The organism is Chitinophagaceae bacterium (assembly GCA_030053935.1).
Taxonomy (GTDB): Bacteria; Bacteroidota; Bacteroidia; order Cytophagales; family JASGCU01; genus JASGCU01.
Genome location: JASGCU010000009.1, coordinates 29657 through 47548, shown reverse-complemented (window position 1 = coordinate 47548; position 17892 = coordinate 29657). Strand labels below are relative to the sequence as shown.

Here is a 17892-nt window from a genome sequence, read left to right as displayed (position 1 = left end):
CATGTATTGATGTTTAAATATATAAAAACTCCTTTAAAATATTTTGTAATTGGGTGAAAAGCACTTAATGAAAGCATGTTTCAAAGTGCTTTTTATTTATCAATACTAGTATATTTGAGAGCAGATACTGAATTTTGTATATCTATTGTATTTTTTTGAAACAAATTATTTCCTTCTTTCTCTATTCTTGTTTTGGCAAGCAAGCAATACTCCTCAGAATTATCTATAAGTATACAATTTCTCATCAAGGATACTGCGGCAACGCCTGTAGTGCCGCTTCCCGAAAAAGGATCTAAGACAGTATTTCCTCTATAAGAGTAAAATTTTATCAATCTTCTCGGCAGTTCCAAAGGAAAAGGTGCGGGATGTCCTATTTTTGTCTTACTTTCTGTTCCCATAGTCCATACGCTTCGGGTAAATTCCATAAATTCTTTTCCGTCTTCTTGCAGGTCACAATTTTTTTTATCTCCTTCTAATTTATAATCTCCTTTTGAAAAGATAATAATATATTCATGCCTCGGCACCAGATGAGGATTAGAGCAACTATTCCAACTGCCCCATGCAGTATGATTTGCAGCACTGTTTTTATTCCATATAATAGTTCCTCTGTAAAGCATATCTCTATCTACACACTGTTGAATAAAAGCAGAATAAGTGGGACAGGTAATATTTTGTCTCTTATTCTCTCCAATATTAATGCATAATCTTCCTCCTTTTACTAACACTTCTTTACATTCTTTCCAAATGTTGCCCATCCATTCTAAATACTGATTATAGGGCATTTCATCATTATGATTATTATAGGCAATATTAAGATTATAGGGTGGGGAGGTTATTATAAGGTGAACAGATTCTTTTGGGAGCTTTTGTAATGTTTCCAAAGCATCCCCACAGTATATTGTATTTTTATGTTCTTTTAATTCCATCTTTAGTATTGTTTTTGTAAAAAATGAATCCATTTATTTGCTGTATCAATGTTATATTCTATTAATAAAGGTTTTCTTTCATTAATGGAATAATGTTTACATCTTTCTATTGCTTCATTTCTTATTCTTTTTCCAATAAGTATTGGTTGAATAATTTCCATATCTCCGTTGCTAATATTTTCATAAGCCCACTTTATATAGGTCTCTAATTCTTTCACAGCATCTATGTTAATATCTCCTTTTTTCAATTCTATAATGGATATCTTATACCGTATTTCTTTATTTTGTATTTTCTTTTTATGATATACTAATATGTCTATATTTCCACCTGCAATATTTATAGGGACATAATTTGCAAAGCATTCTATATCTTGTATATCCCCTAAAAAGACGCTGGTATTTGCTTTCAAATCATCTATATTCTGAACAATCCATCCTTCTAATATCTTTTCATACCTCACCTCCCCTTGTTCATTGGGTTCAATATTAAAAAATATCCTCTGTGATTGTTTTGCTTGGTAAGGATTTATAATAAGCTCTTTTACTCCGTTATTAGCTTTAAATAAAAGTTCTGTTAATAATTTTTCTTCTTCAGGAAAAAGATGTGTATTTGCTTTACCTCTTCCTAATACTTTTTTATAAAAGATAGAACGAAGGTCTGTAGCAGAATTTTTTAACCCAAATGCTCTGCTTTCTTTTAATGGTATAGGTAAATAATATTTAGGTCTTATAAGTGCTTTATAAGGATATATTTCATCCGTATTATCTACAAAAGGTAAACTATGAACTTCATAAATTCCATGAAACCCTACCTGAATCTCATAAAAAAACACAGAATCACCCACTCTTAGACAAGATATATCTGCTAAAATATCCGCTTGTGTTTTTTCCCATAATGGCTTTTCTCTTTCCTCTTTTGGTATTGCTACAAAACCACTATCTCTGCAGAGTGGAAATGTATCAGTGTTTACTATAAATGTATGTGCTCCCATGTTTCTTTACATTACTTTTTGAAATAAAAAAATGTATTCGTGTTTAAATATATAAAAACCTCCTTTTAATGCTCTGTATCTCCACAAAGCTTCTTGTTGTATCTTTCCTCTATTACCCGACATGTTCTTTATGATAGTTGCTTTGAGTATGAGTTCTTTTCTTTTGAGTATTTCTTGCATTGCATAAAAACCTAAAGGAACCCATTGACTTTCTGCATATTTGTCTGCAATAACTAAAGCTATATGACTATTTTTTTCCATCAGCGGAAGGTAATTATCTACTATGTTTCCTAATAAAGAGTTAAAAATATCCAAACTTTTGGCATTGCTCAAATCATTCGCATCCTCACTAAATTTAATAATATCAAAATAGGGAGGGTGTAAAAGAAGAAGTTTTATTTTTTTATTCCATTCTTGTAATTGTTCCCCAACGGTTTTCTTCATTTCCAAAGAAGTAGAGTCCCCACAAAGTATTTTGAGATTCAAAGCTTCTAACTCTTCTCTCTTTTTATCAAAAAAACCATTATTATTTCCTAATATGATATTACCTGCCATCTCGGCTACTTTCTCTTGAAGTTCTATGCCTATTCCGTATCGTTTTTTTTCTCTGCATTCTATGAGAGTAGTTCCGCTTCCTAAAAAAGCATCTAATACCACATCTCCCTCTTCTGTAAATCTTTCTATAAATTGTCGGGGAATCTGTGGAATAAAATTGCCATGATATACATTACTGTGTCCAAATTGCTTATCCCTTTCCCCTAATACCCAAAGAGAATCGGTTAATATATTTTCATCAAATGTTTTCATATGTTGTATGTATGTTTAAGAGTTCAGTAATTTCCATATAGTATCTTTCAGGGTATTGATTCCTTGTTGGGTAATACTGGAAATAAATACATGCTCTATTTCTTGAGGCAGTTGTTGTTTGATGCTGTTCAAAAACTCTTCATCTACCATATCGCATTTGCTTATGGCTAAAAGTCGTTTTTTATCTAAGAGATGAGAGTTATACTTCACTAATTCGTGCAGTAAAATTCTATATTCATTTTGAATATCTGTGGAATCTATGGGAATTATAAAAAGCAGTAGGGTATTTCTTTCTATATGTCGGATAAATTGCAGTCCTAATCCCTTTCCTTCGGCAGCCCCTTCTATAATACCGGGTATATCGGCGGCAATAAAAGATCTGTGTTCTTTATATTTCACTACGCCTATATTGGGTTGTATAGTAGTAAATGGATAAGGAGCTATATGAGGTTTTGCGGCGGAGATGACAGATAAAAGAGTAGATTTGCCTGCATTAGGAAATCCAACAAATCCCACATCTGCCAATATCTTGAGTTCAAACTGTATCCATTTTTCTTGTCCAGGAATTCCTGGTTGGGCATATTGAGGGGCTTGATTGGTAGCAGTTTTAAAATAATCGTTTCCGTATCCTCCTTTTCCTCCTTCTAAGAGGATGAGTTCTTGTTTATCTTCCATTATTTCTAACAGAATTTCTCCTGTTTCGCTGTCTTTTGCTATCGTTCCGAGGGGGACTTCTATAATAATATCCTCTCCTTGGGCTCCGGATGCTCTATTTTTTTCTCCTCCATATCCATTTTCTGCGTTTATATGCTTTCTATATCTCAAGTGCAGGAGAGTCCACATTTGTGAGTTTCCTTTTACGATAATATGTCCACCACGTCCTCCATTTCCTCCATCGGGTCCTCCATTTGGTTTAAACTTCTCTCGCAGAAAATGTCTTGAACCCGCTCCTCCGTTACCTGATTTACAATAGATTTTTATAGAATCTATAAAATTATTTTCTGCCATTGAATGTTCTGTTGTTAATATTTTTTTACCAAGAAAAAATGGGATATTGTTTCATCCAATTGTTTACTTCTGTTTTTACAGAATGTATTTGAGAAGGATTATCTCTCTGTTTGAAAACATTGTCTATAATATCTACTATTCTCAGCATATCGTCTTCTTTGAGTCCTCGTGTGGTGACAGCGGGTGTTCCGATTCTTATACCCGATGTTATAAAAGGTGACTTGTCATCAAAAGGAATCATATTTTTATTGAGAGTTATATCCGCTTTGATAAGAAGATTTTCAGCATCTTTGCCTGATATATTTTTGGAATGAAGGTCTATAAGTAGTAGATGATTATCAGTTCCATCGGAAACAATGGTATATTTTCTGCGTTTGAATTCTTCTGCCATAGCACGAGCATTTTTTTGCACTTGGATGATATATTGTTTATAATTCTCTGTTTGTGCTTCTCGAAAAGCTATCGCTTTTCCTGCTATCACGTGTTGCAGAGGACCTCCCTGCGTTCCAGGGAATACAGCACTATCCAAAAGATTGCTCATCATTTTCACTTCTCCTTTGGGGGTCTGCATTCCAAAAGGGTTGGGAAAGTCCCTTCGCATCATAATAACACCTCCCCTCGTTCCTCGCAATGTCTTATGAGTAGTAGAGGTTACAATATGGCAAAAATCAAAAGGGTCATTCAGTAAATTATGGGCAATTAAGCCCGCAGGATGGGATATATCTGCCAATAAAAGAGCTCCTACTTCGTCTGCCACATGTCTAAATCTTTTATAATCCCAATCTCTACTATAAGCCGATGCACCGCAAATAATCAACTTCGGTTTTTCTTTTTTGGCTACTGCTTCTAATGAATTATAATCTATAATACCGCTTTCTTTTTTTACTTCGTAAAAAACAGCTCTGTATAATTTCCCTGAAGAATTTACAGGCGACCCGTGAGTCAAATGCCCGCCGTGCATAAGGTTAAAACCTAAAATAGTATCTCCCGCATTCAAAAATGATAATAGAACTGCCGCATTTGCCTGCGCTCCGCTATGTGGCTGAACATTTGCCCATTCTAAACGAAACAAACTTTTCAACCTATCAATTGCCAGCTGCTCTATTTCATCCACTACCTCACATCCTCCGTAATATCGCTTCTTGGGAAGTCCTTCCGCATATTTATTTGTCAGAATACTTCCCACTGCTTCTAAAACATTCTCTGAAACATAGTTCTCAGAAGCAATAAGTTCAAGCCCACCTTCTTGTCTCTCTCTTTCTTTTTGTATGAGAGTAAAAATTTCTCTATCTGGTAGCATTTTTAATGTATTATTATGTGTTGTTAATTATTAAGAATCTTTTCAAGTAAAATTACAAAAATGTCTTATAAAGTCCCCTTATATAAAAAAATATAGATACTTATGGTCTTTTGTTTCATAAAAACAAGTATATTAAACTATGGATTCGAATAAATACAAAAAAATGTAATTTTGCAATGCAAATGTTTGAGAAATATATCATAAAATCTCTTTAAATAAATAAAAAGCAAGAATATAAAAGCGAAATATGTAGATCTTTTTACGGACTTCGGGTTTAAAAAAATATTTGGTGAATAAGCAAATAAACCAATGTTAATGGGCTTTTTGAATACTTTATTGCCCAAAAAAGACACAATAGTTAATTTGACTTTCAAGAATAATGAACATCTTGGGCAGGGATTTGTTGACAGAAAAGCAATTTACGATATTTACTGCGAAAATGAGAAGAGCGAGAAATTTATTGTAGAAATACAAAAGCAAAGAAAGATTATTTCAAAGAAAGAACTATTTATTATTTTTCCCATAAGAGAGCAAGCAGAAAAAGGAGAATGGGATTTTCAATTCAAAGCGGTATACTGTATAGGTATCTTGGACTTTACTTTTAACGATTACAAAATAGAATCAGAAAAAAACGAAGTAATGCATACTATTCAATTAAAAAACCAACATGGTAATGCTTTTTATGAGAAGCTTACTTTCATATACTTGGAAGTACTCAATTTCAAAAAGACAGAAGCAGAACTTACAATCCGTTTGGATAAATGGTTATATTTTATTAAATGAAATAGAACGTTTGTAAAAAAGGCAGGGAAAAATCCTTACCTTTTTTCGTGTAATAGTATTGATAATGAGCAATTACTCAATAGGTCGCACTACAAGTGCCACAAAAGTGACTTTTTCAATCAGGTTCATTTTTGTAAAGTTCTTGAATGCAAAGAAAGGCATTCTTCTATTGTTTTACAATCAAAAACGAAACCCATACTCTCTATTTTTTGAGAAGAAGCCCTATTTCCACCCGTAATAATCTGTGCCATCTCTCCATAAATAAGTTTTAATACAAAAGAAGGAACAGCAGGCAAGTATATTTTTTTGTGAAAACACCTTGCAAGAGCGTAGGTGAAGTATTTATTACTTACAGGATTTGGTGAAACTGCATTAAAAATTCCATTCCATTTCTTTTCTTGACTGGCTTGATACAATAACCGCACCAAGTCCTCTCTGTCAATCCAACTTATATATTGATTTCCATTCCCTATAACGGAAATCATACCTTTCTGTAGCAAAAAAAGCATTTTCTGGAGAAATCCGCCGTCCTTGCCCAACACAACTCCCAGACGTAAAATCACCGTTCTTATTCCCAAAAGAGATATTTTTTGTACCTCCGCTTCCCATTCAAAAACCACCTTTGCCAAAAAATCATCTCCACTTTTTGTATTCTCTTCAAGCCAAGTATCTCCTGTATTAGCACCATAATAACCAATAGCAGAAACAGCTATCAAGCACTCGGGAAGTAGTGACTTTTGATTTTTGAGAGTATCATAAAGCATTCGAGTAGTGAGAACCCTGCTCTCCCATATTTCTTTTTTTCTATCCGCTGTCCAATATCTTTCAGCAATTCCCGCACCAGGTAGATGAATCACTATATCTTTATTTTCAGTGGAATGGGTATCTATATAATTTTCTTTTACATTCCAATAAAACAGAGGTTCTGTAGTTTCTCTTTCAATATTTGTAGTTAGAAAAGAAAGAGCATGCCCATTACCCCTGCATAAGTCCGCAATGCGCCTTCCTATAAAACCACTCCCTCCCGTTATTAAAATATTTTTAGATGATGTAGTATGTTCCATACAGTGTAGTGTTCATTATAATTATTATTATTTTATATATACATTTACCCACATAGATACAGAGAAAAAAATATGTTTCTATGCAGTTATCAAAATTTAGGAAATATTGTAAATATATTCTATATACATATTCTTAATTAAGCAAACACCAAGTGTATATGGAGAAACCCCTCTTGAATTATAAGCATAATTTTTTATAAACATTTTTTCCTTTCCATTTTCCATATAATTTATACTAAAAAAACTACTTGTTTATAATAGGTGTTAGATTTTATTTATTTTTACAGGGGTCTGTCCAAGACAAGATAAATACAATTTATTTTTTTCATTATATAATCATATCGTTTTACAATGGTTAAGATATTCGTTCTCTCTTTCTATCTCATTTCTTTTTGTGGAAGGGCTGAAGTGGTAATAGATTCTGTTCAGAGTAATTCTACACACAATACAAAAGGTAAGGTAATTTTTCTATCTGCTGCATCGGGGGTATTTTTGGTGGAATTAGCTGCTGTTGAGTATATTTGGTATAAAAACACAAAATTAACTTCGGGTTTTCATTTTTATAATGATAATAATGCTTATTTGCAAATGGATAAATTTGCCCATGCCTTCGGTGGTTACCTGGGAGGATACATAGGATATGCAGGTTTAAGAAGTGTAGGGGTGAGCAGAAAAAAATCTCTGATATATGGGACTCCATTAGGATTTTTATATCTCTTGCCCGTGGAAATATTTGATGGTGCGTATAAAAAATTCGGAGGGTTTTCTTGGGGAGATATTATAGCAAATGGTTCGGGGACTCTTTTTTTTATACTTCAAGAGTATATTTGGCAAGAACAAAAAATTATACCCAAGCTTTCTTATTATGAATCGGAGTATGCCAATATGGTAAACGGGGCTTTGGGTAAAAATTCTTTTCAGAAGTTTTTTTTTGACTATAATGCTCAAACATATTGGATTTCTGCTCCTTTTAATATTTTTTCTCCAAAGATAAAACCTGCTTGGATAAACTTTGCAATAGGATATAGTGCAAATGGAATGGTTGGAGAGTATGAAAATTATACCAGATATGGTGGGCAAAAACTTCCTGAATTTCAAAGGTATAGGCAATTCTTATTTTCTTTGGATATAAATTGGATAAAAATTCCCACTCGTTCCCGCTTTCTCAAAAAATTATTTCAGGTGATGGTTTTTGTAAAACTTCCCTTCCCTACCTTAGAGTATAATTCTTTGGGGAATTTCAGGTTCTATTGGTTGTATTATTGAGTTATGTATAGGATGTAGCTCTCTATGTGTGATGATACATTTTCGTCCTTGTATGGTTTGTTTATCCATTGTGTCACATTTTGGGTTGTTAGCCTATGTTTTTTTTTATTTTTTATTCTTGAGAAGTAACTATTTAATATCCTATGAAAAAAATTGTTCTAATTATTTAGATAAATAGTTACAAAAAATGAAACTATTTTAATACTTTTCGTCCTCATAAAAATAAAAAAAATAAAAATATTAAAATCTTTTTTAATATAATAAACATTAATTGGATGAGTATTTATTGTGATTTGGAACAATTGTAACTTAAAAGTATAATATGGGTGTTTTTATTTCCGTTGTTAGTCCAGTATATAGGGCAGAAAAAATTTTAGAAAAACTTGTTCTGGAAATACAAAAAGTTATGAAAAAAATGGATGTAACTTTTGAAATTGTATTAGTTGATGATAGAAGTCCTGATAACTCATGGCATGTTATGAAAGAATTAAAAGAAAAATATTCATTTTTAAAAATTTATAGATTCAGTAGAAATTTTGGACAACATCCTGCGATTATGGCAGGATTAACTAAAACAAATGCAGAATGGATTGTAGTAATGGATTGTGATTTGCAAGACCAACCAAAAGAAATAGAAAAATTACTTGCCAAAGCAACAGAAGGATACGATATTGTGCAAGCGAGAAGAGTCAATAGAAAAGATAGTTTCTTCAAAAAATTAGGTTCAAGATTATTTTCTATTTTTTTTAATTACTTATCGGATATTAAAGTAAATCATGAAATTGCAAATTTTGGAATTTATCATAAAAAAGTAATTAAAGAAGTAGTTAATATGGGTGATTATATAAAGTCATTTCCACTTTTTGTATATTTTGTAGGTTTTAATAGTTATGCCTTAGAAATTGAACATGCAGAGCGAGATAGCGGAAAGTCAAACTATACATTATCAAAGTTATTAGATTTGGCATTTACATCCATTATCGCTTATTCAAACAAGCCACTTAAATTATTCGTCAAGTTAGGAGTAATAATATCTCTCATCTCATTTATTATCGGAGGGTATTATATAACCCAAGCAATAAGTGGTGGAGTAGTTGTTCCTGGTTACGCATCTTTGATAGTATCTTTATTTTTTCTTTCGGGGATTATTATTTGTGCTATTGGCATAGTTGGAGTATATTTGGGGCGAGTTTTTGAGCAAATAAAAAACAGACCATCTTTTATTATTGAAGAAGAATTTAATTAAATATAAATATGACTATTGAGAAGTATAATATAAAATTAATACGATTGTCTGAAAAATATATTGAGGATATGAGAAAATGGAGAAATTCTGATTATGTAAGAAGTCAGATGCTTTATGAAGATTATATCACATCAAATATGCAATTAAATTGGTATAATAATTTAGATAAAACTAAAAATTTTTATTTTATAGGGTTTAAAAATGATGCACCTCTTGGTGTCATTCATCTCAAAAATATAGAAAATAACCGTGGTGAAGGAGGTATTTTTTTAATAGGTCCAGAATTTGAAAACACAGATATTGTTGCTAAAATGGTTATATGTTTTAACGATTATATATTTTATGATTTAAAAATAGAATGTATTTATTCGCATGTAAAAGCAACAAATAAAAAGGCAATATCTTCCAGTATTTCTCAAGGTTGTGTAAAAAATGAATCTAAAAGCACTGAAGAAATAGTATACTTTGAACTATTTCCTAATAATTATGAAAAAAAAACACATAAAATAAAAAAAATATTACAAAATGGATAAAGAAAATTTTTTAAAAAAATTTAGATTTCAATTTGACGAAACGGAACCAGAATTAATAAATTATGAAACTGTTTATAAAGATTTAAATGAATGGAGTTCTATGATGGCATTAATTATTATTGCTTTTATTGATGATGAGTATAGTATAAGTGTAAGCGGAGATGATTTTCGCTCATCAAATACAGTTGAAGATTTATATAATATAGTAAAATCTAAACAATAAGAGATGGGTTTTTACCAATTCAAAAATATTACTATTAAAGGAGTAGCAACGTGTGTGCCAGAAAAAACAGAAAAAATTTCTGATATTTTTAGTCCTAATGAATCTGATAATTTTACTAAAAATACAGGAATTGTACAAAGACATATTGCAGATTCATCAATTTGTGCATCTGATCTGTGTTTAAAGGCTGCAAGTGATATAATAACTAAATTACATTGGAATAAAGATGAAATTGATGTTTTAATTTTTGTATCCCAGACTCCAGATTACATATTGCCTGCAACTTCTAATATTTTACAAGAAAAATTACGTTTATCAAAGAATTGCTTTTGTTTAGATATAAGTTTAGGGTGTTCGGGATATATTTACGGAATGAGTTTATTATCTAGTCTTTTACAAAATATTGCTTTTAGAAAAGGTCTTTTACTAGTTGGTGATACAATCACCAAGTTTACATCCGTTCATGACAAAAGTATTTATCCCCTCTTTGGAGATGCGGGAACAGCTACTGCATTAGAATATGACGATGCAATAAATACTAATATGAGTTTTGTAACAGGGTCAGATGGTAAGGGTGAAGATGCAATTAAAATTAGTCATGGAGGAGCAAGAAATTTATTTGATGAAAATTGCTTAACCTATGAAAATTATGGTTCAAATAATACCAATAAAAGAAAAAAAATAGATTTATCCTTAAATGGTATTGAAATTTTTAATTTTGCCATTAAAACTGTTCCAGAAACAATCAATACATTATTACAAAAAATAAATTTAACTATTGATGAGGTTGATTTTTTTATACTCCATCAAGCCAATTTTTTCATGAATGAAACTATAAAAAAGAAACTCAAAATAAATCCAGAAAAATTTATTTATTCTATAAAAGATTTTGGAAATACCAATGGGGCATCCATTCCATTAACATTCTGTTATAATTATCATAATAAAAGTATGAAAGATAATTTTGTAATGTGTGGATTTGGAGTGGGGTTATCTTGGGGTGCATTACATTATAAAAATGAAAATAAAGATGAAATAATTTGTAGTTTTTCTTATTTATAATTATGTCAAATAAAAATTTAATTTATTCAAAATATTACTGTAATCCAGAATTAGCAGAACTTGAGTTTAATAATATTTTTTCAAAAGAATGGTTTTTTGCTGCAATGGACGATGAATTAGATGAGAATAATAAATTTATTACTGTAAATATTTTTAATTACCCTATTGTTTTACAAAATTTTAAAGGCGATGTTAGGGCATTTAAAAATATATGCCCTCATAGATTTAATTTGATTCAAAAAGAAAAATCAGGTAAAAGACCATTTGTTTGTGAATATCATAGTTGGTCTTTTGATATTGATGGTAAGCCAATAACAAGAAGCTTAATACCACTATTCAACACAGAAGAAGAAAGTTTTAAAAAAGCATGTGTTAAAAGACTCAATTTAGAAAAGGTAGGTAAATTTTATTTTGTAAATCTATCAGAAAATCCAACTATTATAAAAGAATATTTAGGTGGATTTTATGATAAATTAATTGAAATAAGTAATGCAATTACAACAAAACATTATTTTGAAGAAGATTCACAAAATATAAATTGGAAAATAATTATTGAGAATGTAATTGAAGCATATCATTGCCCTTCAATACACAAAAATACGCTTATGAATATGGGGTTTTGTAGAGTCCCTGAGAAGAATCAAGAATATTATAATGGTCATTCAGTAGCAGATTATCCCAAAAACGAAGATTATCAAACCAACAAAATGTTACAGTACCTAGATAAAAGAACGTACAAACATGATACTTTTAAACACTTTTTCATTTTTCCAAATTTATTAATTTCATCTACAGAGGGTACTAGTATATATATTGGAAATATTTTACCAATTTCATCAGAAAAATCAATTTTAAGAAAGAGATTTTACGATGTAAAATTTCAAGAGGGTTTCGAACCAAAAATCTCAATTCATAATGCTTTTTTAGAGATGGTAAGAACTTCCATAAATTCAATACTATTAGAAGATAAAGTAATTTTAGAACAAATTCAAAAAAACATGAAATTTGTAAAAGAAAAATATATCCTTGGAAACCAAGAACAAAGAATTGTAAATTTTCATAATCATTATTTAAATCTTATTAAATGAACAATTTTATAGATTTATCAGGTAAAACAATTTTAGTAACGGGTGCTACCTCTGGAATTGGTTTGGAAATATGTAAAAATATAGATCACTATAACGGTTCAATAATTGCAATAAGTAGAGATAGTCTAAAACTAAAAGAATTATCATCCTCACTCATCAATAAAAATAATTTTAAATCAGTACTTTTTGATTTGGAAAACATTGATGGATATCCATCATTACATAAAGAATTAGACAGACCTTTAAATGGTATTGTTCATGCTGCGGGTATTGTAAAACTGCTTCCGATAAAATTTTATAATCAGCAACTTCAAGATAAGATAAGAAAAGTGAATTATGATTCAATAGCAAATATTATTTCTATTTTACTGAAAGAAAAAAAAATAAAAAATCAAGCTTCAATTATTTTTATAAGTTCTATTGCTGGAAGTTTTGGAATGAAAGGAAATTTAATGTATTCAACGACTAAGTCTTCATTAGATATTTTTGCTAAAGTTCTTGCATCAGAAGTATCTAATTTAAAAATAAGAGTAAATACAATTTGTCCTGGACAGGTAGAAACCCCGTTAACTGAATCAATACAAAGCACTATCACTAACGAGGCTCTTGAAATTGATAAGAAAAAATATCCTTTAGGGTACGGAATCCCATCAGATGTAGCTAATTTAACTTTATTTTTACTTTCAGACAAAAGTAGATGGGTAACAGGAACTAATATACCTATTGATGGCGGTAGAACCTCAATTTTATAAAAATATGAATTCATATATTAAAGCAATTTCTTATTATCTTCCTGAATACGAACTAGATAATGTTAGAATAGAACAAGAATTTCCCGAATGGAGTATAGATAAAATTGCTTCTAAAACAGGCATTCATTGCAGAAATTTATCTGCAATGAATGAAACTTCTGTAGATATGGCTGTTAAAGCATCAGAAAAATTATTTATAGAGCATCAAATTGATAAAAATGATATCGATTTTATAATTCTATGTACTCAAAGTCCTGATTATTTTTTACCTACTTCTGCATGTATTGTCCAGGAAAAATTAGGTTTACCTACATCTGTGGGAGCGTTTGATTTTAATTTAGGTTGTTCAGGTTTTGTGTATGGTTTAGGAATTTCTAAAGGACTAATTGCTTCTGGTCAAGCGAAAAATGTATTATTGATAACTTCTGAAACGTATTCAAAATTTATTCATCCAAAAGATAAAAGCAATAGAACTATTTTTGGAGATGCTGCAGCTGTTACTTTAGTATCAACAGATGGTTTTGCAGAGATTCTCAATTTTGAATACGGAACTGATGGAAAAGGAGCAAAGAATCTTATTGTAAAAAACGGCGGATTGAGAAATTACCATTTTAAATCAGAGGAAAATATTGACGAATTTGGAAACGTTCATTCAGACGATCATTTATATATGAATGGAGCAGAAATTTTCACTTTTACCCTTTCATCTGTTCCTAAACTCACTTATAATACTTTATTAAAAAATCATTTAGAAAGTTCCGAAATTGATTTATATATTTTTCACCAAGCAAATAAATTTATGCTTGATAGTTTAAGAAAAAAAATCAAAATAGATGAGAATAAATTTTATTTACACTTAGAAAATTGTGGCAATACTGTATCTTCAACTATTCCTATAGCATTATACCATGCCAAAAAAGAATCAAAACTCATTAAAAATAATAACATCTTACTTGCAGGTTTTGGGGTCGGCTATTCATGGGGAGGTACAATATTAAAAATAAAATAAAAATAATTAATAGTATATTTGACCACTATTTTGGGAATTAAAATTCAACTATGAATAATACAGATTATAAATATGAGTTAATAGACGGTATTAAATGTTATGCGCCTGAACTTTCTAAATTAAATTCTGATTATCCTAAAGAAGCATTCAGTATTTTGTATGAATATGAACCTAAAAACTTTTGGTTTGTTTCGCGTAATAAAGTTATACAATTTTTGTTCGGTAAATTTCTTGGCAACAAAAAAATGAAAGTATTAGAAATTGGCTGTGGAACTGGCTTTGTATTAAAAGGATTAAGTGAAAAATTTGAACAATATGATCTTTATGGATCGGAGATTCATCTTGAAGGTATTAAATTTGCAAAAAAAAGATTGCCCCATGTAGAGTTTATTCAATTAGATGCAACTCATATGCCTTTTATTAATAAATATGATAGTATTTGTGCTTTTGATGTAATTGAACATATAGATGAAGACATAAAAGTTATTCAACAAGTAAATAAAGCTTTAATACAAGGAGGTTATTTTTTTATTACTGTTCCCCAATACCAATGGATGTGGAGCATCAATGATGATTTAGCTTACCACAAAAGAAGATATTCTAAATCTGAACTTAACAACAAATTGGAAAATAATAACTTTCAAGTAGAATATTTAGGGTCTTTTGTTTTTACACTTTTTCCTTTTATGGTGATTTCTAGATTTTTAAAAAGGAAAAAAGCAGCTGATATTACAGGAGATATTAATGAACTAAAATTAAATCCATTCATTAATACGATTTTTCTGTTTTTAATGAAAATGGATGAAATTTTAATATCGTCTGGTTTTAAACTCCCATTTGGAGGATCTTTAATTGTAGTAGCTAAAAAAAAATAATCAATCATGACACCTTTCAACAAGCCCTATCTTACAGGTAAAGAAACACATTATATTTACGATGCTGTACATTCCGGTAAAATATCTGGCAATGGCAAATATACTAAATTATGCCATGAATATTTTGAAACAAAATATAAATTCAAAAAATGTCTGTTAACCACATCCTGTACTGATGCTTTGGAAATGTCTGCGATTCTCCTGAATATCCAAGAGGGTGATGAAATAATATTACCTTCATTTACATTTGTGTCAACAGCAAATGCATTTGTGCTTCGTAGTGCAAAATTGGTTTTTGTAGATTCTAATATGAGAAACCCAAATATAGATGCAAACTTGATCGAGTCCCTCATAACCACTAAAACAAAAGCAATTGTAGTAGTTCATTACGCAGGGATTGCCTGTGATATGGATGCAATAATGGACATTGCTGACCGCCACAATCTTTTTGTAGTAGAAGATGCCGCCCAAGCTATAGATAGTTTTTATAAGGGAAAACCATTAGGAAGTATAGGTCATTTGGCAGCATTTTCTTTTCATGAAACAAAAAACATTATTAGTGGTGAAGGAGGTATGCTTATTATTAATGATGAACAGTTTATTAGACGTGCTGAAATCATTTGGGAAAAAGGTACTAACCGCTCTGCATTTTTTAGAGGTGAAATTGATAAATATGGATGGGTAGATATTGGTTCTTCATTTCTTCCATCAGAAGTGGTTTCTGCATTTTTATATGCACAATTAGAAAATCTTGATGATATCCAAAATAAGCGTAAAAAATTATGGGAAGCATATAACCATGCTTTTACTTCTTCTCAAAACAGAGATTTTGATATTCCACATATACCTGATTTCGCTACTAATAATGCTCACATGTTTTATTTAGTATGCAAAACCCTTGAAAAAAGAAATTTATTGATTCAATCCCTAAAAGAAAATAGTATATGGGCAGTATTTCATTATATCTCATTACATTCTAGCCCTTTCTATATAAACAAACATGACGGAAGGGTGCTTTCAAACTGTGATCGTTATTCTGATTGCTTAGTGCGACTTCCTTTGTTTTATGAATTGACCGAACTTGAGCAAAACAAAATTATTCAGTTAATTAATATATCATCAGTTAATTAATATATCATAAAATTAATTTTTTTTACAAATAAACATGTTATTTTTTATTTGGTGAAGATGCACATATTTTAATGATGAACCATTACCAGCACAAAATAAAAATCAATTTTTACAAATTACTTACAGTTTTATAACATACACAATATAATATGCTCCTTTATATAAAGAATATTTTAAATGCTGCCAATAAAAATGGTTTATGGGTTGGTATAGGTATTTTTACTTTCTTTTTTTTATTTACTCGTTTACCCTACTATATTTACATAAACATCCCGTATCTTTTCGATGACGGACCTGATTATGTGGCTGTGATGAAGCAGATGGTGGAAGGAAATCCTCAATTTTATAAACGTCCTCCGGGATATATATTATTTTTAGGATTGGTATATATGGTAAGTTCTGATGTAGTAGTTGTTACTTACATACAAAGCATTATAGGTTTTTTAACAGGTATATTTTTCATTTTTGCAATTCACAAAACATACCCCCAACTTACTGTATGGTGCAGTTTAGCAATTACTGTTTTCAGCTCCTCAGTTATATTTTTACATTTTGAAACAACAGTACTCACCGAGGGCTTATTTACGAACTTTATGATACTCTACTTCGGTTCATTAGTGCTGGCATTAAAAACAGAAAAATGGTATTACTGGATGCTGAGTTCTTGTATTATGATGCTCATCATTTATATAAGAGCGGCGGGACAAGTGTTGTATCCTATTTTTATTCTGTTATTAGCATATATGTTTTTTAAGAAAATGCCTCATAAAACAAAGATACTCTATGCTTTTCCCGTATTATTTTTTTACTTATCACTCAATATTTTTAACTATCTCACCATAGATACCTTTGGTTATTCTCCACAAGGAAAGGCAGATATAATAGGAAATGTTTTAACATTTATTGAGAAAGACCCACAATATTCAGAGAGAATGAATGCTCTCATAGACCATTGTGTTTTAAAGAATACAGATCCAAGAGAAATAGAGTTTGTCAATACCTCATGGGATATTACTTCCATAAATAGCATTTATTTAAAATATCAAAACTATATAGTTTGCCTTCAAGATTCTCTCTTGGTAGGGAGAAAAAAATCATCTCCCGAATTTTATAAAGACTGTTATGACGTAGCATTGAGTACCATACAGAAATATCCATTCAAATACTTAAAATTCCTGATAGCCCAGTATATATATTATTATTTGAGCTTTGACCACAAAGAAGTATCTGCCTATCCATTTTTAAAAGATTATGAAACAAACTTTACAAACGGAAGGATTTATGCGTATTTCTATGATGCTATAAATAAAAATGGACAGTACGGGTTATTTATTCCTCCAAAACTATCGGAACAAGTAGCTATTACGAAGCTTTCGTATTTCAAAACGAAACCTCTTATGAGATGGAATCAAAAACTCTCTGAATGGCATAATAGTATATTTAGAAATCTTATTTGGGTAGCTTTCTATTGTATTGCTTTTGTATATAGTGGTGTTATTGCATACAAGAGTAAATTTCAAAATATAGATTCCATTATCTTATTTACACTCTGCTTGATAAATTTTCTCAGCACATTCCTCATAAGCGTAGTAACTATGAATATGATTCGTTATAACTACCCGCTCCATTTTGCATACTATTTAGCCCCCATTTTTTGTTGGATTCTCTGGAAAAATAACCGTCCTATACAACAATCCGTTAAGAATGATAAACCAAATAACTCTATACAAAACACAAAAGGAATAAGTAAACCCATATCTCATAAAAAAACAAACTTTAAAAAAAATAAAAATACTCAATAAAAAATCAATTATTAGTAAAAAAATA

The 17892-nt window shown here is 30.3% G+C and carries 18 protein-coding genes; 12 read left to right on the top strand and 6 right to left on the bottom strand.

Going from position 1 to position 17892, the window contains the following annotated elements; translation table 11 throughout:
- Nucleotides 1–92 precede the first annotated feature (92 nt).
- The 5 genes from QM536_02290 to glyA are packed head-to-tail and all read right to left on the bottom strand — an operon-like array spanning nucleotide 93 to nucleotide 5033.
- Nucleotides 93–926, bottom strand: a complete 834-nt coding sequence (locus tag QM536_02290; protein ID MDI9355840.1) for a site-specific DNA-methyltransferase — start codon at nucleotides 924–926, stop codon at nucleotides 93–95.
- Between the two features lie 2 nt (nucleotides 927–928).
- Nucleotides 929–1918 carry a hypothetical protein gene (locus QM536_02285; GenBank protein ID MDI9355839.1) on the bottom strand — a complete coding sequence of 330 codons (990 nt, stop codon included), beginning with the start codon at nucleotides 1916–1918 and terminating at the stop codon, nucleotides 929–931.
- 6 nt (nucleotides 1919–1924) lie between these two features.
- Nucleotides 1925–2725, bottom strand: a complete 801-nt coding sequence (locus QM536_02280) for a DNA methyltransferase (protein MDI9355838.1) — start codon at nucleotides 2723–2725, stop codon at nucleotides 1925–1927.
- A gap of 15 nt (nucleotides 2726–2740) precedes the next feature.
- Nucleotides 2741–3733, bottom strand: coding sequence for a GTPase ObgE (obgE, locus tag QM536_02275; protein ID MDI9355837.1), 993 nt, complete (start codon nucleotides 3731–3733; stop codon nucleotides 2741–2743).
- Nucleotides 3734–3758: 25 nt separating this feature from the next.
- The gene (gene glyA, locus QM536_02270) at nucleotides 3759–5033 is read right to left on the bottom strand and encodes a serine hydroxymethyltransferase (GenBank protein ID MDI9355836.1); all 1275 of its coding nucleotides are present in this window, start codon (nucleotides 5031–5033) and stop codon (nucleotides 3759–3761) included.
- Nucleotides 5034–5342: 309 nt separating this feature from the next.
- Between glyA and QM536_02265 the strand changes: the two genes are divergently transcribed.
- Nucleotides 5343–5816: a PD-(D/E)XK nuclease family transposase gene (locus QM536_02265; GenBank protein MDI9355835.1), complete on the top strand. Its 474-nt coding sequence runs from the start codon at nucleotides 5343–5345 to the stop codon at nucleotides 5814–5816.
- A gap of 125 nt (nucleotides 5817–5941) precedes the next feature.
- Here QM536_02265 and QM536_02260 read toward each other — a convergent pair whose 3' ends face one another.
- Nucleotides 5942–6880, bottom strand: a complete 939-nt coding sequence (locus tag QM536_02260) for a TIGR01777 family oxidoreductase (GenBank protein ID MDI9355834.1) — start codon at nucleotides 6878–6880, stop codon at nucleotides 5942–5944.
- 351 nt (nucleotides 6881–7231) lie between these two features.
- On the opposite strand from QM536_02260, the gene QM536_02255 reads away from it, so the two are divergent.
- The 11 genes from QM536_02255 to QM536_02205 all read left to right on the top strand — a co-directional run bounded on the left by QM536_02255 (nucleotide 7232) and on the right by QM536_02205 (nucleotide 17867).
- Nucleotides 7232–8146 carry a DUF2279 domain-containing protein gene (locus QM536_02255; protein ID MDI9355833.1) on the top strand — a complete coding sequence of 305 codons (915 nt, stop codon included), beginning with the start codon at nucleotides 7232–7234 and terminating at the stop codon, nucleotides 8144–8146.
- A gap of 322 nt (nucleotides 8147–8468) precedes the next feature.
- Nucleotides 8469–9392: a glycosyltransferase family 2 protein gene (locus QM536_02250; GenBank protein ID MDI9355832.1), complete on the top strand. Its 924-nt coding sequence runs from the start codon at nucleotides 8469–8471 to the stop codon at nucleotides 9390–9392.
- Between the two features lie 8 nt (nucleotides 9393–9400).
- Nucleotides 9401–9925 (top strand): GNAT family N-acetyltransferase, encoded by a 525-nt coding sequence (locus QM536_02245; GenBank protein ID MDI9355831.1) that lies wholly within the window; start codon nucleotides 9401–9403, stop codon nucleotides 9923–9925.
- A complete protein-coding gene (locus QM536_02240; protein ID MDI9355830.1) occupies nucleotides 9918–10148 on the top strand; it encodes an acyl carrier protein in 231 nt (76 codons plus the stop codon). The genes QM536_02245 and QM536_02240 overlap by 8 nt, the downstream gene beginning before the upstream one ends.
- Nucleotides 10149–10151: 3 nt before the next feature.
- Nucleotides 10152–11210, top strand: coding sequence for a ketoacyl-ACP synthase III (locus QM536_02235; GenBank protein MDI9355829.1), 1059 nt, complete (start codon nucleotides 10152–10154; stop codon nucleotides 11208–11210).
- Nucleotides 11211–11212: 2 nt separating this feature from the next.
- Nucleotides 11213–12298, top strand: a complete 1086-nt coding sequence (locus QM536_02230) for an aromatic ring-hydroxylating dioxygenase subunit alpha (protein ID MDI9355828.1) — start codon at nucleotides 11213–11215, stop codon at nucleotides 12296–12298.
- A complete protein-coding gene (locus QM536_02225; protein ID MDI9355827.1) occupies nucleotides 12295–13050 on the top strand; it encodes an SDR family oxidoreductase in 756 nt (251 codons plus the stop codon). The genes QM536_02230 and QM536_02225 overlap by 4 nt, the downstream gene beginning before the upstream one ends.
- Before the next feature lie 4 nt (nucleotides 13051–13054).
- Nucleotides 13055–14059, top strand: a complete 1005-nt coding sequence (locus tag QM536_02220; protein ID MDI9355826.1) for a ketoacyl-ACP synthase III — start codon at nucleotides 13055–13057, stop codon at nucleotides 14057–14059.
- 50 nt (nucleotides 14060–14109) lie between these two features.
- Nucleotides 14110–14934, top strand: a complete 825-nt coding sequence (locus QM536_02215) for a class I SAM-dependent methyltransferase (GenBank protein MDI9355825.1) — start codon at nucleotides 14110–14112, stop codon at nucleotides 14932–14934.
- A 6-nt stretch (nucleotides 14935–14940) separates the two neighbouring features.
- The gene (gene rffA / locus QM536_02210) at nucleotides 14941–16065 is read left to right on the top strand and encodes a dTDP-4-amino-4,6-dideoxygalactose transaminase (GenBank protein MDI9355824.1); all 1125 of its coding nucleotides are present in this window, start codon (nucleotides 14941–14943) and stop codon (nucleotides 16063–16065) included.
- Between the two features lie 149 nt (nucleotides 16066–16214).
- The gene (locus QM536_02205; GenBank protein ID MDI9355823.1) at nucleotides 16215–17867 is read left to right on the top strand and encodes a hypothetical protein; all 1653 of its coding nucleotides are present in this window, start codon (nucleotides 16215–16217) and stop codon (nucleotides 17865–17867) included.
- Nucleotides 17868–17892 lie beyond the last annotated feature (25 nt).